Origin of the sequence: Streptacidiphilus sp. EB129, assembly GCF_041262645.1 — a bacterium.
Classification (GTDB): Bacteria; Actinomycetota; Actinomycetes; order Streptomycetales; family Streptomycetaceae; genus Streptacidiphilus.
This window is the reverse complement of sequence record NZ_JBGCCS010000006.1, coordinates 142438-168443: the sequence shown is the minus strand read 5'-3', so window position 1 is coordinate 168443 and position 26006 is coordinate 142438. Positions and strand designations below refer to the sequence as shown.

Genomic DNA, 26006 nt, shown 5'->3' with positions numbered 1-26006 from the left:
TTGCCGTAGCCCGTCCGCACACGCATGCCCGTCTGCCCACCGCCCGAGGGAGCGACCCGAGTATGAACACCACCGTCACCGGCATCTCCGACGCCGAGCTGCAGAGCCTGGACGCGCACTGGCGCGCCGCGAACTACCTGGCGGCCGGTCAGATCTACCTGATGGCCAACCCGCTGCTGCGCGAACCGCTGCGCCCCGAGCACATCAAACCCCGGCTGCTCGGGCACTGGGGCACCTCGCCGGGCCTGAACCTGGTCCACACCCACCTCAACCGCGTCGTCAAGGCCCGCGACCTGGAGGCCATCTGCATCTGGGGCCCCGGCCACGGCGGCCCGGCCGTGCTGGCGAACTCCTGGCTGGAGGGCAGTTACACCCAGACCTACCCGGACATCACCCGCGACGAGGCCGGCATGGCGAAGCTGTTCCGGCAGTTCTCCTTCCCCGGCGGCGTCCCCAGCCATGTCGCCCCGGAGACCCCCGGCTCCATCCACGAGGGCGGCGAACTGGGCTACTCCCTCTCGCACGCCTACGGCGCCGCCCTGGACAACCCCGGCCTCCTCGTCACCTGCGTGATCGGCGACGGCGAGGCCGAGACCGGACCGCTGGCCGCGTCCTGGCACTCCAACAAGTTCCTCGACCCGGTCCACGACGGCGCGGTCCTGCCGATCCTGCACCTGAACGGCTACAAGATCGCAAACCCGACGGTACTGGCCCGCATCCCCGAGAGCGAACTCGACGAACTGCTGCGCGGCTACGGCCACGACCCCATCCACGTCACCGGCGACGATCCGGCCACCGTGCACCGCGCCATGGCCGCCGCCATGGACTCCGCGATCGACCGGATCCACGCCGCCCAGCACCAGGCCCGCACCGGCAGCGGCGCGCAGGAACGCGTCCACTGGCCGGTGATCGTGCTGCGCACCCCCAAGGGCTGGACCGGCCCGGCCATGGTCGACGGCGTCCCGGTCGAAGGCACCTGGCGCGCCCACCAGGTCCCGCTGGACGGCATGCGGGAGAACCCCGAGCACCTCGCGCAGCTCGAAGCCTGGCTGCGCTCCTACCGCCCCGAGGAACTCTTCGACGCCGACGGACGCCCGACCGCCCAGGTCCTGGCCGGCATCCCAGCCGGCGAGCGCCGCCTGGGCGCCAACCCGCACGCCAACGGCGGCTTGCTGCTGCGCGACCTGCCCATCGCCGAACTGGAGCGCTTCGCCGTCCCCGTCGACAAGCCGGGCACCACGCTCCACGAACCCACGCGGGTCCTGGGCGACCTGCTGGAACGGATCATGGCCGACACCGCAGCCCGACGCGACTTCCGCATCGTGGGCCCCGACGAGACCGCCTCCAACCGGCTCCAGGCCGTCTACCGCGCCACTGCCAAGGCGTGGCAGGCGGAGGTACTGCCGGTGGACGAACACCTGGCCCACGACGGCCGGGTCATGGAGATCCTGTCCGAGCACACCTGCCAGGGCTGGCTGGAGGGCTACCTCCTGACCGGACGCCACGGACTGTTCTCCTGCTACGAGGCCTTCGTCCACATCGTCGACTCCATGGTCAACCAGCACATCAAATGGCTGCGCACCACCCGGCAGATCCCCTGGCGCGCGCCGATCGCCTCGCTGAACTACCTGCTCACCTCGCACGTCTGGCGCCAGGACCACAACGGCTTCTCGCACCAGGACCCCGGCTTCGTGGACCACGTCCTGAACAAGAGCCCCGAGGCCGTTCGGGTCTACTTCCCGCCGGACACCAACACCCTGCTCTCGGTCGCCGACCATGTGCTGCGCAGCCGGGACTACGTCAACGTCGTCGTGGCCGGCAAGCAGCCCTGCTTCGACTGGCTCACCCTGGACCAGGCCCGCGCCCACTGCGCGCGCGGCGCCGGCATCTGGGACTGGGCCGGCACCGAGACCCCCGACCGCGAACCCGACGTGGTTCTGGCCTGCGCCGGCGACGTCCCCACCCAGGAGGTCATGGCCGCCGCCGACCTGATCCGCCGCCACCTGCCCGACCTGGCGCTGCGCGTGGTCAACGTCGTCGACATCGCCCGTCTGATGCCCTCCGAGGAGCACCCGCACGGCATGCCCGACAGCGAGTACAACGCCCTGTTCACCCCAGACAAGCCCGTCATCTTCGCGTACCACGGCTACCCCTGGCTGATCCACCGCCTCGCCTACCGCCGCGGCAACCACGCTCACCTGCACGTGCGCGGCTACAAGGAGTCCGGGACCACCACCACGCCCTTCGACATGGTGGTGCGCAACGACCTGGACCGCTACCGCCTGGTCATGGACGTCATCGACCGCGTCCCCGGACTGGCCGTGCGCGCCGCCACCGTCCGCCAGGAAATGGTCGACACCCGCCAGCGCCACCACGACTGGATCCGCGCCCACGGCACCGACCTGCCCGAAGTCACCGACTGGACCTGGACCAACTGAGCGCAGCTCCGCAACGCACCGCCACAGCAAAGCACTTGGGGCAGGCACGGACTCCGCGCCTGCCCCTGCGGCGTGCCGGGGCGGTCCGGTGGCACACGGATACCGGGGCGGGACCCCCGGTCCCCCCGGCGCATGACCATCGCGCCCGTTCGGCGCTGTTGCGGGGACCTTCGGCCCAAGGCCCGGCGGACGGCAGCCGAGCAGAGTGAGAACTGCCGAGACCGGTACCCCACCGAAAGGGAGATGGAGGACACCATGCGAACCTCACCGCACAGCGGCCCCGTGGACGTGGCCCGAACGGTCGTACCGAGCCCTGAGACCGGCGCACCCGTCGCCGGCGCGCTGCCACGCCGCACCCTGGTGGGTGATCTGATGACCCGCAAGGTGACCGCCCTCGATCCCCGGACCGGATTCTCCACGGTGGTGGCCGCCCTGCGCGGGCACCACCACGACATGCTCCCCGTCGTGGACGCCGAGCAACGCGTCATGGGCACGGTGAGCTCCTCGGACCTGCTCGCCAAACTCGCCGTCTCCGTACTGCCGGCGCATGAACCGCTCATCGAGTCCCGTCAGATCCGTGCGATGCGACGGCGCGCGTCCGCGGTCAGTGCCCGCGAGCTGATGACCGCCCCGGCCCTGACCGTCACCACCACGACCACCGCCGCCGAGGCGGCTCTGCTCGCAGTACGCCACCGCGTCCACCACCTGCCTGTCCTGGACGGACGCCGGCGGCTGACCGGCGTGGTGTGTCTGTGCGACCTGCTCGGCGCGCTGCACCGCGACGACGACGAGATCCGCTCCGAGGTCCTCTACCTCGCAGTCGGACCCGACTCCGGTGTCGAGCGGGCCTCGCTGATCGTGGACTGCAGGGACGGCCAGGTCGTGCTCAACGCCACCACGGCGCTGCGCAGTCAGGCCCGGTCGCTGGCCGAGAGCGTGCGCAGGGTCGAAGGTGTCGTGGACCTGCTCGACAGTCTGTGCTGGCGAACGGACGACACCCGCGCCTCCGTCGCCGGATCGTGAGCACCACGCAGGGCACCGACCGTCCGCACCACCATCCAACGATCGAGGAGCTGACAATGGACCAGGCATCCCTGACCGGTGTCGTCGTGGGAATCGACCCCTCCCCCCGCGCCCGGCGGGCCCTGGAATGGGCCGCAGACGAAGCGGTCCGACGCGGCGTGCCCCTGCACATCGCCCACTCCTGGAGCCTGGCCCCCTACCAGGTTCCACCGGGGGACCGCGGCGACATCGCGGAGAGTCAACTCGTAGCGGCCCGGCAACTGGTGCACGAAGCCGAGGCGCATGTCCGCGAACGGCACCACGGCATCGAGGTCAGCGGTCGACTGCTGTCCGAGAGCCCCGTGTGGGGCCTGGTGCACCTTGCCGAGCACGCGCAACTGCTGGTTGTCGGCACCCGGGGACACAACCGCCTTTCCTCCACGCTCCTGGGCTCGGTCAGCCTGGGCCTGGCCGCGCACACGACGTGCCCGCTGGTGGTGCTCGCCGGCGCGCCGGCGGGATCGGGCCGGGAGGCGCAGTCCGAGGGCGCGGTGGTCCTGGGTGCCGCACCTGGCGAGGCCCCCGCGCCGGTCGGGTTCGCCTTCGCGGAGGCCGCACGACGCGGCGTCCCGCTGCGGGTGATCCGGACCTGGACGTACCCGCCGGCCTACCCGGGCATCGTCGCGGTACCGCCGGTCGAGGCGACCACCCGCACCCGCGAGGAGACCGAGGACCTGACCGAGGTCCTGACCGCGGCCCGCAAGGAGTTCCCGGACGTCCGAGTGATCACGGAGGTCACCGTGGACGAGGCTGACGCCGCGCTGGTCGACGCGTCCGAGGGGGCGAGCCTGGTGGTCCTGGGCGCCGAGCGCCACCGGCACCGCTTCGCCATGCCGCTGGGCCCGGTCACCCATCGCGTCCTGCACCACGCTCACTGCCCCGTCGCCGTCATCCCGCACCCTTGACCGGCGGCCCGGCGGTGTGGTGACAGCCGCGGTACGAGACCGGGATCCGGATCCGCATCGCGGGCCCGGATCCCGGTCTCCGTGCACGACAGCTGCCACCGGGTCCGGCGGCACACTCCCCCGCTCACCCGACGAAGGACGGGCCGCAATCGGGGGGACCGTCATACGCCTGTGGTCCGTGCGGCATGTGCCGCACGGACCACTCGCACTTTCCCCGGCTCCCGCTTCAGCGGATCTCCGCATGCCCTGGCGTGCCCTGGCGTGCGGCCGAGCCGTCGGCGGCCGAAGTGACGGCGGCCGGGGTGTCGTCGACGCGGTAGCCGAGGTCCTCGGTCACCGACACCACCCCGTCCACTCCCCGGCACAGGCCGGTCAGCGCGGCGGCCACGCTGCGGTGCTTCAGCGTTCCGCTGAGCGTGACCTGCCCGTCGTGGACCCTCACGCCGACTTCGTCCACGGACAGGCGCAGAAGCCTCGCGATGACGTCGTGGCGAATCTCCTCGCGGATCGCGGTGTCGTGGCGCAGGAAGACCCGCAGCAGGTCCCCACGGCTGACCACGCCGATCAGGCGCCCTGCCTCGTCGACGACCACCAGGCGCTTGAAACCGCGCTGGTTCATCAGCCGGGCGGCCTCCACGACCGTCCACTCGGGCCGTGCGCACACTGCCGGGCTGCTCATCAGTCCCCGCGCGGTGGTGGCCCGGCTCCGCACCTGGTCGCGGTCGGACAGGTCCGGCGCGGGCAGCAGCCCGGCCGGGTCCTCCACGGCGGCTTCATGGCGCAACAGGTCCGCTTCGGAGACCACTCCCAGCGGACGGTCCTGGTCGTCCAGTACCGGCACCGACGTGATGTCGTGCTCCGCGAGGAGCCGGGCAATCTCCTTGAAGGAGGCGTCCGGCCGCACGTGCACGACCGCCGACGTCATCAGCTCCCCCACCATTCGGTGTCGCATCATCAGAAGTCCTTCCAGAGTCATGGGGGTGGGCGACCGTTGCCCGACACGGACATCGGGTCGGTCGCGATACCTCCACTGTCGTCCCCGTGATCCGGCCGTGCCTTGGGCCGTGGGGCCCGCGCGGGCCGCCGACCGGCCCTGTCCTCTGCCGGGGCACAGACGGCTCACCCGGCACAGCCCACGGTCCGACGCGGTGCAGGGCCCGCGGCTCGGCCCGGGGAGATCCGGTGGCGGATAACGGTGGTCACGGTTCCGGGCGGACACCTGAGCCCGCTACGGTGGGCCCGGACAGACCACCCTTACAGTCCGGTAAGGCGAACACTCAGGAGGAAGCCGTGGCCGGCAACGACAGCACGCCGCGGATTCCGCAGCTCCGCCTGGACGAGTTGCTCGAAGAGCTCCAGGCGCGCATCGACGCCGCCCGCGGCACCCGCGACCGGGTGCACAGCCTGCTGGAGGCCGTGCTGTCGGTGGGCCGGGAGCTGGACCTCGCCCACGCGCTGCGCCGGATCGTGGAGGCCGCCGCAGTCCTGGTCGACGCCCGCTACGCGGCCCTGGGAGTGATCGGCCCGGACGGGGAGAGCCTGTCGCAGTTCCTGACCGTGGGTATGGAGCCCGAGCAGGTCGAGAAGATCGGGCCGCTGCCTTCGGGGCACGGCATCCTGGGCGAACTGATCCGCCACCCCGAGCCGCTGCGGCTGACCGAGCTGTCCGCGCACCCGGCCTCCTACGGGTTCCCGGCCAACCACCCTCCGATGCACACCTTCCTGGGCGTTCCCGTGCACGTTCGCGGGAACGTCTTCGGAAACCTGTACCTGACCGACAAGCGCGGCGGACAGGACTTCGACGCCGACGACGAGACGGTGATCTCCACCCTGGCGGTTGCCGCCGGGGTGGCGATCGACAACGCCCGCCTGTACGAAGAGGCCCAGCGTCAGCAGCGCTGGCTGCGGGCCAGCGCGGAGATCACCCGCAGTCTGCTGTCGGGGAGCCCGCGTCTGGAGGTGGTCGAGCTGATCGCGCAGCGGGGCCGGGAGATCACCGGCTCCGAACTCGCGGACGTGTGCGTTCCACTGCCCGGCACCGAGGACCTGACGGTGGAGCTGGCACTGGGCGGCGACGCCCCGGCGCGGCTGGGCCTGACCGTCCCGGTGCAGGGCACGCTCTCAGGCGCCACGTACCAGGCAGGTGCTCAGATCACCAGTGACGGTCTGGCCGAGGACCCGCGGTTCCCGGCCGGGGCGCACCGCTCGCGGGGTACCGGGCCCGCGGTCGCGGTGCCGCTGGGCACCGCCGACACACAGGTACGCGGAGTGCTCCTACTCGCCCGTAGCGCCGGGCAACCCACGTTCACCGCCGAGGAGATCGACCCCCTGCTGGGGTTCGCCGACCAGGCGGCGCTGGCCCTGGAACTGGCCGAGCGCCGCCGCGACGCCGAGCAGCTGGCACTGTTCGAGGACCGCGACCGGATCGCCCGGGACCTGCACGACCTGGCCATCCAGCGCCTGTTCGCCACCGGCATGACCCTGCAGGGCGCGGCCCGCCTGATCGACCATGCCGGTGCCTCCGAACGGGTGATGCGGGCCGTGGGCGATCTGGACGAGACCATCAAGATCATCCGTTCGACCATCTTCGGGCTCCGGGCCCGGGAGGACGAGGACGCGCAGAGCCTGCGCACCCGTGCCGCCCGCGCGGTCGGCCAGGCTCAAGCCGCACTGGGGTTCGCGCCGCGACTGAGCATGGAGGGCCTGCTCGACACCGACGTCCCGCAGGCCGTGGCCGAACACGTCATGGCGGCCCTCGGCGAGGCGCTGAGCAACACCGCGCGTCACGCCCACGCCACCCGCGTCGAGGTCACCCTGCAGGCCACCTCCCATGAGGTCGTGCTGACGGTGACCGACAACGGCGTCGGCATCCCCGACAGCGGGCGACGCAGCGGGCTCGCCAACCTCGGCCAGCGGGCACGGGAACTGGGCGGCAGCTTCGAGGTGGACACCCCGGACGGCGGCGGCACCCGGCTGGTCTGGCGCGCACCGCTGGGCCGTCCGTAGCGGTCCGCCGGGAACAGGAGTCAGGGGAGCGGGGCGGAGGCGGGGGGAGAGTCAAGGCGGCGCCCGGTCACCACTTCGGGTCGGATGCGGATCAGGGCCCGGTCGGCATCAGCCACGTGGCCGGATGCGGTCGCGGGCACGGGCGACACGCTGGCCCGGCCCAGGACGGTGACACTCCAGCCACTCCCGTCGGCGCCGCTCACCTCGCCGGTCTCGAACGCGATCACCGCCCCGTCCACCGCTCGAACGAGTTCGGAGGCGGCCCTTTCCTCGAGCACCACCGAGCCGTCCGGCTCAACCCGAAAGCGGACCGGCAGGACGGCCGGCATGGCGCCCAGGGTGTAGACCACACGCCCCACCGTCATGCCCGACAGCAGCCGCAGGCACTGCTGGGTGTCGAGGAACTCGCGTTCGGCCTTCATGGGTCGATCCTGCCCCTGACCGCAGGACCGGGGCGAGGGCCGATGGTCCCCGGAGAAAGGGCCCGCTGGGCCACTGGACGCGTATCCACGGCGCGAACAGCGCCGTCAGGACCGTGAGCGGCCGGAGCCGTACGCGCCGCCACGCGCACCCGACTGCTGGTCGTCGCCGGCCTGCGTCGCGATGACCGCCGCCTGCACCCGGCGCTCCACACCCAGCTTGGCCAGCAGCCGCGAGATGTGGTTCTTCACTGTCTTCTCCGCCAGGAAGAGCCGCTGCCCGATCTCACGGTTGGTGAGTCCCTCGCCGATCAGCGCCAGAATCTCCCGCTCGCGCTCGGTCAGCGTCTCCAGGGCCTTGGGCTGCTCGTCGTGCGTGCTCTCCCCGCGCATCCGGGCCATCAGCCGGGTGGTGGCACCGGGGTCGAGCATGGACTGCCCACTGGCCACCGTGCGCACCGCGGTCACCAGATCCGTGCCGCTGATCTGCTTCAGGACGTAGCCCGAGGCCCCGGCCATGATCGCGTCCAGCAGCGCCTCCTCGTCATCGAAGGAGGTCAGCATCAGGCAGACCAGACCAGGCACCCGCGAGCGCAGCTCGCGGCACACGCTGACCCCGTCGCCGTCCGGCAGCCGCACGTCCAGCACCGCCACGTCGGGACGCAGCGCGGGGACCCGGGCCAGGGCCTGTTCGACGGTGCCGGCCTCCCCGACAACCTCCAGGTCGGGCTCGGCGCCCAGCAGGTCATGCACTCCGCGCCGCACCACCTCGTGGTCATCCAGGAGGAAGACCCTCACCGGTGGCTTGGTACCGGTTGTGCTGTCCGACATGGTGCGACTCCCTGCTCCTGGCCTGGTCCGCGGCGGCGGAACCCCTTGAATCCTGACCTCTGAGGGGACCAAGGTCCAGGGCCGGTCGGCCCTAATGCCGCATGATTTCAGCCCCGGCCGCCGGGGCCGGGACCCGGAGCCGCGACGACCGCCGTCGGGCGGCCCGGTCCGACTGGGTCAGAACATGGCGTCCCTCGCCGGACGGCGCGGCGTGGCCGGGCCCTCGGGCCCGTATCCGATGCGCAGGAGCATCTGTGGTTCGCTGTCCCCAGCCATGGACGGGTCGCGCAGGAGCCAGCGCAGGTCGGGCCATTCCAGTGCCTGGTACAGCATCGAGGCACGCAGCCCCGTGGTCAAGATGTGCCGGGCGGCATTCGATTCGGCCCTCGCGGGCGGATCGGATAGTGCCGTCAGCGGTGGAGAGGTGCCTGCGGCACGGCGAATATCTGCGACCAGGCGTCCCGCCAGGGCCAGTTCACGGGCAGACGCAGCGTCAGCCGCCGGGCTCCGCGCGTGATCCGGGCCGGCACGCGTATGAGCTGGTCGCGCAGGGTCGTGACGGGGTTAATCCCCGGGTGCGGCGAGACGCGGCGCACTGCCCCGACCCGACCCCGCGGCGGACTTCCGGCCCGAGCAACTGTGAGTGGAGCTGGCGGCCGGACCGGTAGAGCTGATCGAGCTCACCGATCTCGCCTCTCACGCCGTCCGCGGGCGCTTCCGCTCACTGAGCCGTCGGGCCGCCCGGGCCGGTGAGGTCGGACAGGAGCAGCGGGAGCAGGCGCTCCTCCATGACGGCGCTGTTCCGGACGGCCAACTGTTCGGCGAGGTCCGGGTCCCAGGGGCTGGCGGCCGGGGTGCCGACCAGCGGCGCGCCCGTGACCTGGGCGAGGGCGTCCCGGTAGTCGGCCGCGGACATCCGCCAGTGGGTCGAGCGGGGGGAGTCGAGCAGGGATCCCGCGATGCGGAGTCCGGCCCAGTCGAAGTCGGCGCGAACGTGCAGGCGGGCGCCGGCACGGACGGCTGCGTCCAACAGTCGACGGCAGGCTGCTGACGGGACGCCCTCGGTGCACACCAGTGGTGCGCTGCCCTGCGCCAGTTCGGCCGCCGCGGCGCGCAGCACGGCCGGGTTCTCGCAGACGTAGAGGTCCTTGGCGCAGGGCGTGAACGGGTTGAGGGTGAGTTGCTGCAGGGTCAGCCGGAAAGGGATGCCGAAGTCGGCTGCGTCGTTCAGCCAGTCGGCGACGACGTGGTCTTCCCGGGCCCGGATGTTCAGCACCAGCACCTGGCTGGCGAGGTCGTCGGCGACGGCCCCGAAGCGCTCCCACAGCAACCGCTGCCCGGCCCGGTCGCGGGGCGGGTCGGTGCCCGCGCGCAGGGCCAAAGCGCGCAGCGCCAGAGCGGCCGTGGGGCTGCCGGGGATCAGGGCCTTGGTGTCGCCGATGGCGTGTTCGGCCAGGGCCGGGAGCGGGAGGAGTTCCTTGGCGGGCAGTCGGTCCAGGACCGCTACGGCCCAGCCCAGCAGATGGCCGTCGCCCCGGCGCAGCAGCCGGGTCAGGGTCCCGTCCGTGTCGATGGACTCGGCCCACGCGGCGTACCAGGGTTCGTCGGCGTGGCGGCTGCCGCGCAGGGCGGCGCGGAGTTGGTCGCGCTGCGCGGACTCGGTGCGGCGTTCGGCGGGGCGGTCGCGCAGCGCACCGCCCAGGTGGGCGAGTACCGCGACGAGGCCCTCGCCGTAGGCGGTGCGCAGGGCCGTGTCGAGGTCGGCGAGGCCGACGGTGATGCGTTTGGCGGTCTCGGGGCGGTAGCGCCCGGTGACGCCGATGACGGCGCGGCGCTCGGCCTGGTCCGGGGCGGTCAGACCGATGGTGCCGTCCAGGGACCAGCCGTCGCGTTCCAGTCTGCGGCGGGCGGCGGCGAAGAGCCGTTTCCATTCCGGGCCGCGCAGTTCGTCGAGGGATCCGGCGCCGGCGCTCATGCGGTCACCGCCACCCGCCGGGTGCCGGGCGAGCCCAGGGCGATGGCGAGTTCCCCGGCGTCGTCGGCGAGGAGTTGGGAGCCGTCCCAGACCAGCAGCAGGGCGCTGACGGTGTGTTCGACGGGTGAGTGCGCCAGGTCGTAGTGGGCGGCGGCGGTGACCGAGTGATGGGCGGCCCACAGGTCGTATCCGGTCATGAACAGGTCCAGGTCGAACTGGGCGGCCAGGCTGAGGAGTTCGCCGCGCCCGGTGTCGTCGACCCCGGCGAAGGCCTCGTCCAGGGCGAGCAGTCGGGGGGCGTGCGGCAGGGCGGAGTTGAGCATGGCCTGGGCGGCGGCGAACAGTGGCAGGTGCAGCGAGACGGACTGCTCGCCGCCCGAGAGGCGGCTGTGGCGGGCCCGGGTCAGGGTCTCCTCGCTGCCGTCGGGACGGACCAGTTGGAAGACGAACTGCCGCCAGTCTCGGTAGTCCAGGACCTCGGCCAGCAACTCCCGGTAGGGGCGGTCGCGCCAGCGGGCCCTGGCGTTCTTGATCTGGGTGGCGAACAGGGCTCGCATCCGGCTCAGTGCGCCCGGCCCGAGCCGGTTGGCGCCGGCGTCGAGCAGGCCGCAGACGGCGCGCTGCTCCTCGTCCAGCTTGTCCGCGAGGTGCCAGGCGACGCCGACGGTGGTGCCCGAGGACATCCGGCGGGCCCGCATCTCCTTGTTCATCCGGCCGATCAGGTCGCGGGCGTCCACGGTGCGGTCGTGGATCTGCTGGGCCAGCCTGGTCAGCAGCGCGTCCTCGAGGATGCGCTGCTCGGAGTCGCTGAGCAGTTGCTGCTGGTCGCGGCGGGCGGCCGAGATCCTGGCCGCGAAGGCGCCGACCGGCAGAGGGCCCTGCTCGTCGGCGATGCGGACCACGATGACGCCGTCAGCGCCGTCCCATTCGGGGCGGTAGTCCTGTCCTGCGGCCCCGAGTTGGGCCTGGAGTTCGTCCAGGGCCTTGGTGAGCCGGGTGGTGGACTGCTTGAGCGAGGTCTCGGTGGGGGTGAGCTCGCGGGTGGCGGCGAGGATGGCGTCGTGGACGGCGTGAACGGCCGCTGGGAGCTCCTCCTCGGCCCAGTCGGCCTCCTGCGCCGGCCAGTTCAGGCCCGGCGGGCACTTCAGCACGTCCAGCAGCTCGCGCTGGGCGTAGGGGGCGAGTTCGCGGGCGGTGGCGCGCTCCTCCGCCGCCGCCACCGTGCGGGACTCGCGGGCGGCGGTGAGCCGTTCCGCCGCGGCGGAGGCCTCGGTCAGGACGGTGCGTTCGGCCGCGCGGGCGGCGGCGACCTCGGCCCCGGCTCCGACGAGGGCGCCTTCGGCCTCCTCGACCCGGGCCAGCACCTGTTTGGCGTCGGCGCCCACCGCACCGCGCAGGGCGTCGAGCTTCGCGGTCTCCTCGGCGTTGCGGCGGCGGGCGGCTCGCTCGGCTCCGGCCGCTGACTCCTCGTCCTCGGCGGCGACGTCCATCCGGGTGGCCGCGGCGGCGACGGCCTCCTGCTGGCGGTCCTCCTCACGGCGCCGCCCGGCCAGGGCGGCGGCGGCGGATCCAAAGCGGTGCACGGCGGCCTCGACCGCGTCCGTCCGGTCCGGGTCGATCCGGTGCTCGGCGGCGACCCGGCGCAGCGCCCGGTCGGTGACCCCGGTGGCGGCCACCGCCTCGTCGTAGGAGGACTGGGCGGCGTCGGCGGCCTCACGGGTGGCCCGCAGCCTGGCGTCGGCCCGGCCGAGGGCGGCCAGGGCGGCCAGCACCGGTGCGGGGCGGGGCAGTGCGGCGCGGGCGGTGGCGAACTCGGCGAGGGCGTCGACGCAGTCGGCCGCCTCGGTGTCGAGTCCGGTCAGGTGGTCCGTCAGCTCGGTGATCCGGGCGTCGCAGTCGGCCAGGCGCGCGGCCCTGCGGCGGGCGCGGGCGGTCGCGCCGATGTATTCGGCGTGCGGTTTGCGGTGCGCGCCCTGCTGTGCGCCCTGGGCGTAGCGGCCGTCGGCGGTGACCACGGCCAGCTGCGGGACCATGGCGAGCTGCTCGCCGTCGGTGGCCAGCGAGCGCAGGATCGCGGTGACCCTGGCGGCCGGAACAGCGGTGTCCTCCTCGGGCAGCAGCAAGTCGGCCAGGCTGGGGCCCTTGACGGCCGTGCCGGCGCGCAGGCAGGCGTCGCTTGCGCCGGACGCGAGCGGCCGGTCCTCCGGGCCGACCCAGGCGTCCAGCAGTCCGGCTGCCTCCAGTGCGGCCTCCAGGCCCGCCGCCTGATCGTCCGTCACATCCTCGGTGAAGCGCACCAGCCGCCACAGCGGCGCACCCGGGCGGCCCTCGCGGGAGTCGAGCCGGGCCGGGTGGGCGACGGGGGCGTCGTCGTGCTCGGCGGCGATCCTGGCCCGCTCGGCCTTGGCCTGCTCGCGTTCGGCGGCGGTGCGGGTGCGTTCGGCCCGCAGCTCGGCCTGACGGTCCCGGAGCCGCTCAGCGGCGGGCGCGGTGGCGGCGGCGAAGACGTCGGCCAGTGCCAGGGCGTCCGGCTCGCCGACGGCGGCCAGGGCCTCGGCCAGTTCGTCGTCGGTGCCTGCGGGCAGCAGCGCGCGGTGCCCGGTGAGCCAGGCGTCGAGCTCCTCGGCGGCCCGCACCCGGGACTCGGCGAGCGAATCGGCCGTCGCCCGCTCGGCGGTCTCGGCCTCGTCCATGGCGGCCCGGGCCCGGTCCAGGTTCAACCGGGCCAGGTCCCGGGCCTGTTCGGCGTCGCGATGCGCGGCCCGGGCGGCCCGCACGGCGCGTACCGCCTCGGTGCGCTCGGCGGCGCGCGCGCCCGCGCGCTGCGCCAGGACCTGCGGAGTCGAGTCGACGGCCGTCCAGTCCACTCCGGCCGCGGCGGCGTGGTCGGCGAGCTCGGCCGCGGTACGGGACACCGTCGCCGACAACTCGGCCAGCAGGGCGCCGCCCCGCTCCAGATCGGTCCTGGCCCGGCCGGTCGCGGCGGCGCGACGGCGGTGCTCGGCCTCGGCCTCCCGCGCGGTCTGCTCACAGGTGCGGACCAGCCGCTCCAGGTCGGCCAACTGCTCGACAGCCTGGTAGGCGGCGCTGGACTTGAGCTGCTCCAACCGGGCCCGCAGCCCGGCCAGGCTGTTCTCGGCGAGTTCGAGACGGGTGGCTGCGGCCTCCTGCCGTTCCTCGGCGGCGACGAGGCCGGACGTCGCGTAGGCGACGGCGGCGCGCCGGTCTGCGGAGGCCTCGCGACGGCGGGTCAGCGCATCGGCGGCCCAGCGGGCGTGGACCCGGAGGTACGTGGTGTAGCTGGCGAGGAAGCCGCCGGTGGCCTCATCAGCCGCGGTCAGGCCCTCCAGGGTGCGCTGCACCGCCTCCATGTCGTCGAAGGAGCGGGCCGCCTCGGCGACCAGTTCGTCGTCCACCGGCCGCAGCCCGGCGCTGAGGGTGTCGGACAGCTTGGCCGGGTCGAGGTTCTTCGCCAGCTGCGGCCTGCGCAGGGTCAGGATCAAGGTGAGCAGTTGCTCGTATCGTTCGCGGCCCAGACCGAAGAGCCGCTGGTCGATCGCGCCCCGGTAGTCGGCGGCCGAGTCGTACAGCTGCTCGGCAGCACCGGTGGCGTCCAGTTCGGCGGCCAGCTGCTTCTTGGTCATCGGCCGGTCGTCGTCGGTGAGCAGCGAGAAGTCCTCTCCGACCCTGCCCCTGGCGACGAAGTGCCAGCGCACCGGCTGGTCCCGGTGCCGCTGGGCGTGCAGGCCGATGCCCACGGTGACGCAGTCCCCGGTGTCGCGGTGCCGCAGCTCCAGCCAGACGTAGCCGACCGCGTTGTCCTGACCCCGGAACAGCAGGTTGGACTTCATGGTCCGGTCCTCTGCGGCGAACGGGTTCAGCCGCTTGGGGTCGATCCTGCCGTCGAGCACAAAGGGGAACAGGCACTCCAGGGCCTTGGTCTTGCCCGAGCCGTTGGGGCCCCGCAGCACCAGCCAGCCGCCGGCGAAGGAGAACTCCTCGTCCCGGTAGTCCCACAAATTGACGATGCCGGCGCGGGTGGGGACGTAACGGCTCACTGGGTCATGTCCTCAGGTGTGGGAGTCTCGAACAGTATCGGCAGCGCCGGATCGGGCTTGGTCTTCGGCCTGGTCGTCGGCCTGGTCTTCACCACCGCGGTCGCACCCCGGTAGCGGGCCAGCAGCGGCAGCGCCAGCACCCCGCCGTCCACCGGCGCGACCAGCCGCAGTTCGGCCAGCAGCGCCACCGCGAGCCTGGCCAGCCGGTCGGGGTCGGCGACCAGCGCGTCGGACAGGCCCATGCCGTAGTCGGCCGCCAGCTTCCGCACAGTACGGCGCAGCCAGACATCGGTGACGAAGGGGTACACCGCCTCGGCCGGGGCCTCGGCGGCTTCGGGGAACGATCCTCCGCCATCCGCGAATTCGGCCGGATCCCGGGGTTCGGCCGGATCAGGTGGTTCCACCGGCCCGGCCAGCTCCGCCAGCGCGCCGCGCAGACCGCGGTCGGGCATCGCCGCGTCGAGCCTGGCCGCCGCCTCCGCGCGCCGCTCGGCAGCGGTCGCGGCGGGCAGCCGCTCGGTGCCGGGCCGGGCGGCCCGCTCGGCGATCCGCGCGCCCAGCAGCAGCGCCGCCTGCGCGACCGTACCGCCGGAGGGGAAGCCCAGGTCGGAGAACCGCCGCGCGGAGTCCAGCAGGGCCAGACCCTCGGCCCTGCGCTCCACGGTCAGCCCGGTGAGCCGTTCCAGGTCCTCCACCAGGCCCGGTGCCCGCAACTGCCCGCGCAGGTCCTCGTCCGCGTCGGCATAGTAGACCGCGGGCTGTTCCAGGACCAGTCTGCGGGCCCGACGGGAGGCCGCCCTGCGCCGGTCCTCGCGACCCTGCGCGATCCCGCCGACGCCCTCGCGGCCGAGCAGCTCGCCGACCGACCCCAGGTGCTGCAGCACCCGGTTGGGCCGGTAAATGGCGGTGGCGACCTCGCGGTCGATGTCGTAGAGCGCCTCGGCCCGTTCCGGGTCGTTGGCCCAGGCGGCGGCGGAGCCGTCGGCGGTGCGCACCGCGCCGCGCGCCTCCAACCAGGCGACGGCGTCCACGAACGCGTCCCGGTCCGCCTTGCGGGCGGTGTCCATGCCGAGCCCGTCGATCCGGCCCGCGTCGGCGGCCACCGAGTCGGCGAGCTCGCTGAGCGCGATCTGCGTCCCCGACCGGCCCAACGCGGCCAGGGTGAGCACCAGATAGGCGTAGCGGCGGCGGTCGAACACCCGCTTGGTGCTCTTCCCCGCCGTCACGGCCGGCTGAGTCGAATCCAACTCGTCCTGGATCCGCAGCAGCCTGGCCGTGTCGGAGGTGGTGACCAGCCGGTAGCCGAGCACCTCGTGCAGGTCGGTGCGCAGCTGCTCGGCCCAGCGCCGCACCAGCGGCAGGGCGCCCGCGTCCGGATGGACGGCGGTGATCAGGGGCTGACGCAGAATCAGCCGCACCGCCTTCTGGTAGTCGGCGAGTTCCAGCGGGGAGACGTTCTCGGCGACCCTCACAGGGCGCTCACCTCCAGGCGCAGCCGGTCCAGGTGCAGTCGGCCCCGGACGGTGTGGACGGTGCTGGACCCGGCCGCCGGGTGCAGGGTCAGCCGCACCCCGTGCGCACCGGCCGCGGCCACACCCTGCCTTCCGGCACCGCGCACCCCACGACTGACCGGCACCGGGAGCCTGGCGGCCAGCGCCAGGTTGAGCAGCCCCAGCAGGGCCTCGGTCTCCGGCTCGTCCAGGATCCGCCCGTACACACCGTCACCGGCCAGCGCGGCGGCCGCGGTCCTGGTCTGCGCCTGCGCCTTGAGCTGCCGGGCGCGCAACTGCTCGCGCTGCTCGTGGTTCCGCTCGATCCGGCCGGGGCCGCTCAGCCGGGGCTCGCGACCCGACTTGACCAGGGTGCGCGCCAGCTCCACCGACGGGGCCTGCCACCAGGAGGTTCGTCCGGGGATCAGCTCCGGGTCCTCGTGCGAGACAGCGACATGCCGGGGCGAGCCCAGATCGAACGCCGCCCGGAACAGCGCGTGGGCGTCCCCGTCCGTCGGACAGGCGGTGAACCACTGGGCCAGGTAGCGCAGTTGGCTCTCCTGGCTGACTCCGCCGCGGGTTGCCTCGGTGACCCGCCGCAGCAGCGCCAGCACCCCGCGGATCGCGGTGACGGTGGCGTTCTGCAGCCGTTCGCTCTCGCTGCGCTCTCCGTCGGCGAACCAGTGCACCAGGCCGGACCACCGCTGCCGCCAGTCCTCGAGCCGTTCGGGCGCGGAACGGAACAGCCGCTCGTCCACCGAGGCGGCCCGGTCCACCAACTGCTCCACGCCGGTGGCGGCGACCGCCTCCACCGCCTCGGCCAGCAGTGGGGTGAACCTGGCCAGTTCGCCGTTGAACTCCTCCATGTGGGAGAGCAGGGCGTCCTTGTGGGCCAGGAACACCTCCGGGCGCGTGTCGTTGGTCCTGGCCAGGTCTCCGAGCATCAGGTAGAAGCGGGCGGAGCGTTGTGCCATGTCGGCAAGGACGGAGTCGAGCCTGGACAGCTTGCGGTAGACCTCCTCGGCGTCCCCCACCGCGTTGGCGGCGGCCAGCGCCCGCAGATCCGCCAGGATGTCGGGGAACATCAGGCGGGAGAGCTGGGCGTCCTCCAGGCTCGCGCCGAGTACCTCCTCGACCGCGCGGAAGGCACGGTACCCGGCCTGGGTGAACTGGTAGACATAGTGCCGGTTGCGGTACTCGGCCAAGTTTGCGGCGCGGGTGCCGTCGTAGCTGCGGTCCAGCAGCTTCCACTCGGCCAGGGCGTCCAGCAGCGGCTGCACCTCGCCGACGGCGCGCGCGGACGGGTGGTCCTCAGCCAACTCCGCCAGCAACTCCCTGGCGTCGGCGACGTGCAGCAGTACCTGATAGTTGGCCCGCCCGCGGTCGAAGGCCCGCAGCAACCACAGGTAGTCATACCGCTTCTCCGCCGCGGCGAAGTGGAACAGTCGCAGGCGGTCGTCAAGGGTGAAGGCGTCGATTCCGAAGGAATCGCCCTCGCCCGGTCCCTCGTTCACCTTTTCCTCCGCCAAGTCGTCACCGTAGGTAGTCATTGTGCCCGACGCCGACCAGTGCCCCACGTCAACTGGACATATCCGCCATTCTCAGGTAGCGGAGTCGCCCGATTCGGCGGATTCCAGCAAACACTTGGACGCCGTCGCCGCCGAACTCAACGGCCGCCCGCGCAAAACGCTCGGCTGCGAAACCCCAGCCGAGCGCCTGCATGAGCTACTCGCGGCCTGAACAACCAGCCACGTGGTGCAACGGGCCCTGGAAACCGCCGCCAGCGCTTCGGGGGCTGCCAGGGGCCGTTGAGAGTCTGCCGGGGAGGCGGGTCCTCAGAGCGCCGGGTAGGCGGGGAAGCTGCAGTTCGGCACCGATCCGCCGCCGTTGAAGGCGGCGAGGGAGACTCCGGTACCCGAGGGCTTGAGATTGCTGTTGTAGGTGCTGATCACGGCGTAGGACGCGGTCGAGCCGGTGGTGTCCAGGGAGACGTTCTCCAGGGTCAGGCCGAGCGGGTAGGCCGAACTGAAGCCGACCAGCGTGGACTTCGCACCGGAGGGGGAACGGACCGCGCTGACACCGTCGACCAGGATCCCGGTGAAGAACGGGATGTGCGAGCCTGATCCGTTGGAGTAGTGGGTGTCGAAGACCAGCGGATCCTGCACACCGCTGAGGCAGGTGTCGAGGTAGCTGACGTCGGAGACCCTGCCGCCGGCGGCGGTCGAGCTCTTGATCCGGATGCCGGTGCTGCTGGTGCTGAATGTCCCCGAACTGTCGGTTCCGGTCAGGGTGTTGTTGCGGAACAGGACGTTGGTCACCCCGCTGGAGGTCTCGCTGCCGATCGAGATGCCGTGGGTGCCGTAGAAGTGGCTGTTCTCCACGGTGATATTGCTGCTGGCGCCGTTTCCGCCCTTGATCGCGACGCCGTCGTCCCCGTCCTGGATGGAGGAGTCGTTGATGGTCACGTTGGTGGAGCCGGCCGGGTCGATGCCATCGGTGTTGCGGGCACTCGCCGGGGTCTTGATCCGCACACCCCAGACGGTGAAACCGTTGCCGCCCTGGTAGACGACGTGGAAGTTCGCCGAGTTCAGCAGGTCGAGGTGGTAGAGCGTGAAGTTGTCGGAGTTGTCGGCCTCCAGCAGCCGGGGGTTGTTCTGGTTCTTGCCGGCGTTCTTGGCGGCGGTGGCCAGGCCCCACCAGGTCGTCCCGCTGCCGAGGATGCTCTGATCGCCGCGGCCGTCGATCCGGCCCTGGCTGCCGTCACTCGCCCGGACGGCCTCGACCCCGGCGTTGGCGCCGGAGACGTGGATCAGCGGCGCGCAGCCGCCTTCGCCCGCGGACAGCGTGCCGCAGGTCGGCTTGCCGCTCACCTGGTAGCTCGCCGGGTTGCGGGATCCGAAGAGGGTGACGCCGCTGTCCAGGAGCAGCACCTCGCCCTGATGGACGGTCAGCGGGCCGCTGAGGAAAGCGTTGTCGGCTCCGGTGCCGCTGAGCTCCACAGCGACTGTGGCCGAACCGCTCTGAACGCAGGAGTCCAGAGCCCTCTGGATGCGCGCGGTGTCCGGCGGGCTGGACTCGCTCGCAGGTGTGGCGACGCGGTTGGGCATGGACAGACCGGAGTTGAGCGCGGCGCACACGGTGGACGGCGTGGCGGGCTCGGTGACCCTGCGGGTGTCGCCGGTCGCGACGGTGACCCCGGCGGGTGTGGTGACGACCGGAGTTGTGCCTCCCGAGGGGGCGCCGGCGCCCTGGGGGTGCCAGCCGTCGGTACCCGCCAGGTACTTGCGGACGGTGTAGTCCGCGGCCTGAGCGGCGGACAAGGAAGGACTGTTGGCGTTAACACCAGCGCCCGCGCCGGAGTTGGCATAGGAGCCGAAGCGCGCGGACTTCCAGGGGAAGCCGCCCATGTCCGTCCACGGCGTCGCCCGCTTGACCGCGGCCGGCAGGACGGTGTTGCGAACCGCGACCTGGGCGACCGCGGTGCTGCTCGGATGCCAGGGGCGGCCCAGGTAGTAGGTGTTGGCGGCGGCACTGCTGGTCACCGTACTGTTGGCGATCAGGAAGCCGTAGTGCCGGGACGCGTCGGTGTTCGCCGCCGTCAGGAAGCCGTTGAGGCCCCCGGCCGCCGCGCCGTCGTCGAGCGCCTGGATGGTGCTGTGGTCGAGGACGGCCGTGGCGTTGCCGAAGAGGAAGTCCACGTCGCCGCTGAGAAAGTCGTCGGAGAAGTACTGCCGGGTCTGGGCGGTAGCGTTGGGCGACCAGGCGAGCAGGGTGTCCTGGTGGCCGAGGAAGCGGTCGTGCCGGAAGACCTGGCGGTCCCCCTCGGCGGCCACGGCGACGGCTTGGCCGGCGGTGATGCCCGGGTTGGCGGCCTTGTCGAAGGAGTTGGCGAAGGTGAGGCCCAGTGCTGTGAAGTCGGCGGACGCGAAGGTGGCGGTGGCGCTGCCCAGCGTCCCGTAGGTGCCGCCGCCGGGCTTGGCGGTGCCGGAGGCGTTTCCGTAGGTGATCACCACGTCCTCGGGGTTGCCGGTGGCGCCCCTGAGGGTCAGCCCCGGCTTGTCCGAGGGGACGGAGACCAGCTCGTGGTAGCTGCCCCTGGCGATGACGATGCTGTAGCCGGTGGTGTTGGCCGGCACGGCGTCGATCGCGGCCTGGACGGTGCGGTACTGGCCGCTGCCGTCGGCCGCGACGGTGAGGGTCTTCGGTGCGTTCTGGTCGGTGCCCGGGAGTGAGCCCGAGGTGCTCGCGTCGGCGAACAGGGGTATCGCGGCACCCGCAGCCACCACGGTGATGATTCCGGCGATGGCGAGGGCCCGTCGCGTGGTACGGGAGCGGCGGTGGTCTCGGCGGTCACGCAGGTCGCGCTGTTCGTCGAGTCGGGACTGTGCCAAGGGGCGGTCCTTCCATGCAGTTCGGCGCGCCCCGAGTTCCGCACGAACCCGGTGGGAAGCGCCCTGATACCTACCAGTGGTCCGGCGGAGCCGAAAGGTTGCCCGGCACCGGGAATTGTTTTTCGGCTCATCTGCCACACCCGCCTCAGTGGGTCGGACAGCAGTCCCCGAACACCTCGACCTGGGTGCCGCGCGCGGTCGCCGTGGCCTGGTAGCTGTCCTGGCCCGATCCCGATCCAGGCCCCGACGCCGGCGTCGGCCGGGCCGGCTCTGCCCCGTCCGGTTCGGCGCGCGCCCGCAGCAGTTCGGCGAGCTGCGCCGCCCCGCGCGAGGTCTGGCTCTTCACGGTGCCCACCGAGATGCCGAGGGTACGCGCCGTCTCCTGCTCGGAGAGGTCGAAGGCGTAGCGAAGCACCAGGCAGGCCCGCCGCCGGTACGGCACCAGCCGCAGCGCGCCGCGCACGTCGACGACCAGCGGCACGTCCACGTCCGTGCCCTGCTCGCGGTCCCGCCAGAGCGCGCCCCAGCCGCGCAGCCCCAGGCGCTCCCGCCCGAGCCTGCGGATCCGGTTGCGGCACAGGTTGGCGACCACGCCCCGCCCGGACCGCACCCTGGCACCCCGTCTGCCTCCGCCTCTGCGGGCCCTGCTGCGGCCGAAGGCACGGCATCCATATCCCCGGGGGCTGGCAGCGGCACCGCCCTTGCCAGTACCGGAGCAGGCGGCACGATCGGCTACGCCGCCGGAGGCGTGTGGCGTCGGGCCGCCCAGGGCGAGGGCGATGGACGCGTCGTCCGTAGCGGCGGGCGGCCAGGAGGCGGAGACGGGTCGGCCGCTCGCCGATGCCGCAACGGCGGGCGGGGCGCCAGGAAGGGCGCGAGAAGAGGCCGCCCCCAACGACCGCGTCGCGATGGGCTCATCACATGAGCCGGGGAACCTGTTCAGCCAACTCAGCGGAGCGTTCGGGAACCGGCGCGTCCGGCGCGACTCTCCGCAGGTGCGCCACTACGGTCGGTCTGCACCGGAGCTGACGCTGTCGGCGACGCGCGGCGCGTACGCGCCCCGAGGCGGTTGGGCGGTGAGTGGCAGTGGCGGACCAGGAGTCGGACGGGCCTGGCCCCGGGCCGGCGGCGAGGCAGGTCACGGCCGCCGTGGTCGCCGTGGATCAGCGGCTTCCGCTGCTCGACGCCGCCAAAGGGGCGGTCCGCAAGGTGTTCCCGGACCACTGGTCGTTCCTGCTCGGCGAGCTGGCCCTGTACAGCCTGGTCGTGCTGCTGCTGACCGGGGTCTACCTCACCCTGTTCTTCAACCCCAGCATGAGCGAAGGCGTCTACAACGGCTCCTACCTCCCGCTGCGCGGGGTGACGATGACCGACGCCTACTCCTCCACCCTGCACATCAGCTTCGACGTCCGCGGCGGACTGCTGGTACGTCAGATCCACCACTGGGCGGCGCTGCTGTTCGTGTCGGCGATCGGTGTCCACATGCTCCGGATCTTCTTCACCGGAGCGTTCCGCCGCCCGCGGGAACTGAACTGGATCATCGGTATGACCCTGTTCGTGCTGGGAATGGTGGAAGGCTTCTGCGGCTACTCGCTGCCGGACGACCTGCTCTCGGGGACCGGGCTGCGGATCGCCGAGGGTGTCATGCTGTCGATCCCCCTGGTGGGGTCGTATGTGGCCTTCTTCGCCTTCGGCGGGGAGTATCCAGGCCACGAGATCATCCCCAGGCTGTATGTGATGCACATTCTGCTGGTGCCCGGCCTGATCCTGGCACTGGTCGGGGCCCATCTGACCCTGGTCGTCGTGCTCAAGCACACGCAGTGGGGCGGGCCGGGGAAGACCAACCGCAACGTGGTGGGCATGCCCGCGTTCCCGCAGTTCACAGCCCGCACCACCGGACTGCTGTTCATGCTCTGCGGTGTGCTGGCGCTCGCGAGTGCCCTGGGCCAGATCAATCCGATCTGGGACTTCGGCCCCTACCGGCCCGACCAGGCGTCCCAGGGCGCCCAGCCGGACTGGTACATCGGTTGGCTGGAGGGTGCGCTGCGGTTGATGCCCGGGGTCGAGACCCGGGTCCTCGGCCACACCGTGTCCTGGAGCGCGCTGGTCCCGGCCCTGGTGGTACCCGGGTTGCTCTTCGGGGGCCTGTTCGTCTATCCCTTCCTGGAGCGCTGGGTCACCGCCGCCCGGGGTGAGCACCACCTGTGCGACCGGCCCCGCAACCAGCCCACCCGCACCGGGCTCGGCGCGGCCGGGATCGCCTTCTACGCGGTGCTGCTGCTTGCGGGCGCCAACGACCTGCTCGCGCTGACCTTCGACGTGTCCCTGCAAGGGCTGACCCGGGTGCTCCAGGTGGCGCTCTTCGTCGCCCCGTTGATCTGCTTCCTCGTCGCCAAGCGGGTCTGCCTGGGACTGCAGGCGCATGACCGGGAGCTGCTGCTGGAGGGCTTCGAGACCGGCGAGGTGCACCAGACGATCGACGGGGGCTACGGCGAGTCCCGCCGTCGACTGACCGCCGCCCAGCGGTACCGGCTGCTGGCGCGGGATCTGCCGGAGCCGCCGCCCCCGCCCGCGCTGCTCCCGCCGGACAGCGGGCGGGCGGCCGCCGCCACGTACCGGCTGCGGGCACTGCGCGCGTCGGCGGGCGGCTGGTTCCACCGGGACCGCGTGCTCTTCCGGGGCGCCGTGGAACCCCCGGCCCGGCTGCCCACCGAACTACCCGCCACACCGCCTGCCGGCCCGGCCGGCCCCCGCGGGCCCGAGGAGGATCAATGACCGTCGTGGCCACGGCGCCCGGCACCGAGACGGCGCCGGTACGCAACGGGCGCACCGTCCTTCGCTGGCTCACCTCCACCGATCACAAGGTGATCGGGAACCTGTATCTGGTCACCTCGTTCGGCTTCTTCCTGGTAGGTGGCGCCTTCGCGATGCTGATGCGCGCCGAACTGGCCCGGCCTGGAATGCAGTTCGTCACCAACGCGCAGTACAACGAGCTGTTCACGATGCACGGCACGATCATGCTGCTGCTCTTCGCGACCCCGACCTTCGTCGGCTTCGCGAACGCGATCATGCCGCTCCAGATCGGCGCACCCGATGTCGCCTTCCCCCGGCTGAACGCCTTCACCTACTGGGTCTTCCTGTTCGGCGGGCTGATGGTGCTCAGCGGCTTCCTCACCCCCAACGGCGCCGCCGCCTTCGGCTGGTTCGCCTACGCGCCGCTCAACGGACCGGTCTTCTCCCCCGGCGCGGGCGGCGATCTGTGGATCATGGGGCTGGTGGTGGCAGGCGTGGGCACGATCCTGGGCGCCGTCAACTTCATCACCACCATCACCTGCCTGCGTGCGCCGGGTATGACGGTGTTCCGGATGCCGATCTTCACCTGGAACGTGCTGTTCACCTCGATCATGGTGCTGATGGCCTTCCCGGTCCTGGCCGCGGCACTGCTCGCGCTGGAGGCCGACCGGAAGTTCGGCGCCCATGTCTTCGATGCCGCAAACGGCGGCGCCCTGCTGTGGCAGCACCTGTTCTGGTTCTTCGGCCACCCAGAGGTCTACATCGTGGCGCTGCCGTTCTTCGGCATCGTCAGCGAGATCCTGCCGGTCTTCAGCCGTAAGCCGGTCTTCGGCTACTACGGGCTGATCGCCGCGACCATCGCCATCACCGGACTGTCGGTGTCGGTCTGGGCCCACCACATGTTCGCCACCGGGCAGGTGCTGCTGCCGTTCTTCTCGCTGATGTCCTTCCTGATCGCCGTCCCCACCGGGGTGAAGTTCTGCAACTGGGTCGGCACCCTGTGGCTGGGATCGCTGTCGTTCGAGACGCCGATGCTCTGGTCCATCGGCTTCCTGGTCACCTTCCTGTTCGGGGGGCTGAGCGGAGTTCTGCTGGCCTCGCCGCCGATCGACTTCCACGTCACCGACAGCTATTTCGTGGTCGCCCACATGCACTACGTCCTGTTCGGTACCGTCGTCTTCGCCACCTTCGGCGGCTTCTACTTCTGGTGGCCCAAACTGACCGGGCGGATGCTGGACGAGCGGCTGGGCAAGATTCACTTCTGGATGCTCTTCGTCGGCTTCCACACCACCTTCCTGGTCCAGCACTGGCTGGGCGCCATGGGCATGCCCCGCCGGTACGCCGACTATCTGCCTGTGGACGGCTTCACCACGCTGAACACCATCTCCTCGGCGGGCGCGTTCCTGCTGGGCCTGTCGACCCTGCCTTTCCTCTACAACGTCTGGCACACCGGGCACTACGGACGACGGGTCACCGAGGACGATCCCTGGGGGTTCGGGCGGTCGCTGGAGTGGGCCACCTCCTGCCCGCCGCCCCGGCACAACTTCCACGCGCTGCCCAGAATCCGTTCCGAGTCCCCGGCCTTCGACCTGCACCATCCCGGCTTCGAGGCGTCGGGCGAGGCGTCGGGCGAGCGGTCGGACGGGGAGGCGCCGTGAAGGCCGAGGGGTGGCTGTTCGCCGGAATGTCCGCCTATTTCACCGGCACCGCCTGCGTGTACTGGGCGCTCGCCGGGGAACCGGCGGGCACCGCGGCACTGACGGTCGCGGCTCTGATGTCGGCCCTGGTCGCCGTGTTCTTCTTCGTCCAGTACGTCAGGCGCGGCCCGCGCGCACAGGACCGGGGCGATGCCGAGACCGTCGAGACGGCGGGACCGCTGGCCTTCTTCCCCCCGCGCAGCGCGTGGCCGGTCGCCCTCGCGACCGGCTTCACGCTGGCGGCCCTGGGCATCGTCTACGAGCTGTGGATCCTGCTCCTCGGATTCGGCCTGTTGTCCGGCGCGGTCCTGGGCTTCGTCTTCCAGTACGTCACCGACGACGCGTGACCGGCCACCCGACCGTCCACGGGCTGACGCGGAACCGGGAAGCCCAGCACAGCACTGCCGGTGGCCGTCCCCGGCGCACCAGCCCGGTCCGGGGCCACGGACGGCCCCGCACCTGTCCTCCCAGCTGCCGGGAGCTGTGCGCCCCCTCGTCCTGGCCGCCGCCGCACCGTTCCACGTAGTGCGGATCACCGACTTCCACGTCCAGCCCGGCGCGGCGTATGAACGCGATCACGTCCGCGCGGCTGTGCGCCCTGCCGATCGGGATGCCGAGGATGTCAACGCGGCGAAACGGCCGCTCCGCAGCGTCCGTCACCAACGGGTGCACGATCACGTGCGGGGCCGCTGCGGGCGCAACCGGACTTGCTGCTCGCTCATAGCGCCAGGGTGCGCCCCGCCGGATGGCATCGCATCCTGATCGTGGTGGATCCACGGCGCAAGGCAGAGGCTGGATCCATGCCGGGCGAACGTGTGGTGTGCGTGCCGGTAGGCGCGCTTCAGGGCCTTTCGGCCCAGTGACCCCGAAGCGCCGCGGGGCGACAGTGGGATGTGGGCACGGTCATGATCCCCCGGCTCAGCGGCCGGCATACCGCCCTC

The 26006-nt window shown here is 72.0% G+C and carries 17 protein-coding genes; 7 read left to right on the top strand and 10 right to left on the bottom strand.

Features of this window, described 5'->3' with window-relative positions:
• Positions 1 to 62: 62 nt before the first annotated feature.
• From ABH925_RS10090 to ABH925_RS10080, 3 genes are all read left to right on the top strand, one after another.
• Positions 63 to 2438, top strand: a complete 2376-nt coding sequence (locus tag ABH925_RS10090) for a phosphoketolase (RefSeq protein ID WP_370146978.1) — start codon at positions 63 to 65, stop codon at positions 2436 to 2438.
• 255 nt (positions 2439 to 2693) lie between these two features.
• A complete protein-coding gene (locus ABH925_RS10085) occupies positions 2694 to 3461 on the top strand; it encodes an HPP family protein (protein ID WP_370146977.1) in 768 nt (255 codons plus the stop codon).
• 56 nt (positions 3462 to 3517) lie between these two features.
• Positions 3518 to 4405: a universal stress protein gene (locus ABH925_RS10080; RefSeq protein ID WP_370146976.1), complete on the top strand. Its 888-nt coding sequence runs from the start codon at positions 3518 to 3520 to the stop codon at positions 4403 to 4405.
• Positions 4406 to 4631: 226 nt separating this feature from the next.
• Here the strand turns inward: ABH925_RS10080 and ABH925_RS10075 are convergent, their stop codons facing one another.
• Complete coding sequence (locus ABH925_RS10075) at positions 4632 to 5357, bottom strand: CBS domain-containing protein (RefSeq protein ID WP_370147138.1); 726 nt, start codon at positions 5355 to 5357, stop codon at positions 4632 to 4634.
• A 338-nt stretch (positions 5358 to 5695) separates the two neighbouring features.
• Between ABH925_RS10075 and ABH925_RS10070 the strand changes: the two genes are divergently transcribed.
• A complete protein-coding gene (locus ABH925_RS10070) occupies positions 5696 to 7411 on the top strand; it encodes a GAF domain-containing protein (RefSeq protein ID WP_370146975.1) in 1716 nt (571 codons plus the stop codon).
• 20 nt (positions 7412 to 7431) lie between these two features.
• Here ABH925_RS10070 and ABH925_RS10065 read toward each other — a convergent pair whose 3' ends face one another.
• From ABH925_RS10065 to ABH925_RS10025, 9 genes are all read right to left on the bottom strand, one after another.
• The gene (locus ABH925_RS10065; RefSeq protein ID WP_370146974.1) at positions 7432 to 7833 is read right to left on the bottom strand and encodes a pyridoxamine 5'-phosphate oxidase family protein; all 402 of its coding nucleotides are present in this window, start codon (positions 7831 to 7833) and stop codon (positions 7432 to 7434) included.
• A gap of 105 nt (positions 7834 to 7938) precedes the next feature.
• On the bottom strand, positions 7939 to 8661 hold the full coding sequence (locus ABH925_RS10060; RefSeq protein WP_370146973.1) for a response regulator: 723 nt from the start codon (positions 8659 to 8661) through the stop codon (positions 7939 to 7941).
• Positions 8662 to 8838: 177 nt separating this feature from the next.
• Positions 8839 to 9018 carry a hypothetical protein gene (locus ABH925_RS10055; RefSeq protein ID WP_370146971.1) on the bottom strand — a complete coding sequence of 60 codons (180 nt, stop codon included), beginning with the start codon at positions 9016 to 9018 and terminating at the stop codon, positions 8839 to 8841.
• 364 nt (positions 9019 to 9382) lie between these two features.
• Positions 9383 to 10636, bottom strand: coding sequence for a TIGR02679 family protein (locus tag ABH925_RS10050; RefSeq protein WP_370146969.1), 1254 nt, complete (start codon positions 10634 to 10636; stop codon positions 9383 to 9385).
• The gene (locus tag ABH925_RS10045; protein WP_370146968.1) at positions 10633 to 14694 is read right to left on the bottom strand and encodes a TIGR02680 family protein; all 4062 of its coding nucleotides are present in this window, start codon (positions 14692 to 14694) and stop codon (positions 10633 to 10635) included. Before ABH925_RS10045 ends, ABH925_RS10050 begins: the two co-directional genes overlap by 4 nt.
• Entirely contained in the window at positions 14691 to 16166 is a 1476-nt protein-coding gene (locus tag ABH925_RS10040; protein ID WP_370146967.1) for a TIGR02678 family protein, read from the bottom strand. Before ABH925_RS10040 ends, ABH925_RS10045 begins: the two co-directional genes overlap by 4 nt.
• Entirely contained in the window at positions 16163 to 17698 is a 1536-nt protein-coding gene (locus tag ABH925_RS10035) for a TIGR02677 family protein (RefSeq protein ID WP_370146965.1), read from the bottom strand. Before ABH925_RS10035 ends, ABH925_RS10040 begins: the two co-directional genes overlap by 4 nt.
• Positions 17699 to 18019: 321 nt before the next feature.
• Positions 18020 to 20575, bottom strand: coding sequence for a pectinesterase family protein (locus tag ABH925_RS10030; RefSeq protein WP_370146964.1), 2556 nt, complete (start codon positions 20573 to 20575; stop codon positions 18020 to 18022).
• A 145-nt stretch (positions 20576 to 20720) separates the two neighbouring features.
• Complete coding sequence (locus ABH925_RS10025; RefSeq protein WP_370146963.1) at positions 20721 to 21185, bottom strand: sigma factor-like helix-turn-helix DNA-binding protein; 465 nt, start codon at positions 21183 to 21185, stop codon at positions 20721 to 20723.
• Between the two features lie 476 nt (positions 21186 to 21661).
• Here ABH925_RS10025 and ABH925_RS10020 point away from each other — a divergent pair, with 476 nt between their 5' ends.
• From ABH925_RS10020 to ABH925_RS10010, 3 genes are read left to right on the top strand one after another with little or no spacing between them, the layout of a single operon-like run.
• A complete protein-coding gene (locus tag ABH925_RS10020; protein ID WP_370146961.1) occupies positions 21662 to 23350 on the top strand; it encodes a cytochrome bc complex cytochrome b subunit in 1689 nt (562 codons plus the stop codon).
• Positions 23347 to 25026, top strand: a complete 1680-nt coding sequence (ctaD, locus tag ABH925_RS10015; protein ID WP_370146960.1) for a cytochrome c oxidase subunit I — start codon at positions 23347 to 23349, stop codon at positions 25024 to 25026. Before ABH925_RS10020 ends, ctaD begins: the two co-directional genes overlap by 4 nt.
• Positions 25023 to 25412: a cytochrome c oxidase subunit 4 gene (locus tag ABH925_RS10010; protein WP_370146959.1), complete on the top strand. Its 390-nt coding sequence runs from the start codon at positions 25023 to 25025 to the stop codon at positions 25410 to 25412. Before ctaD ends, ABH925_RS10010 begins: the two co-directional genes overlap by 4 nt.
• The last annotated feature ends 594 nt before the right edge of the window (positions 25413 to 26006 follow it).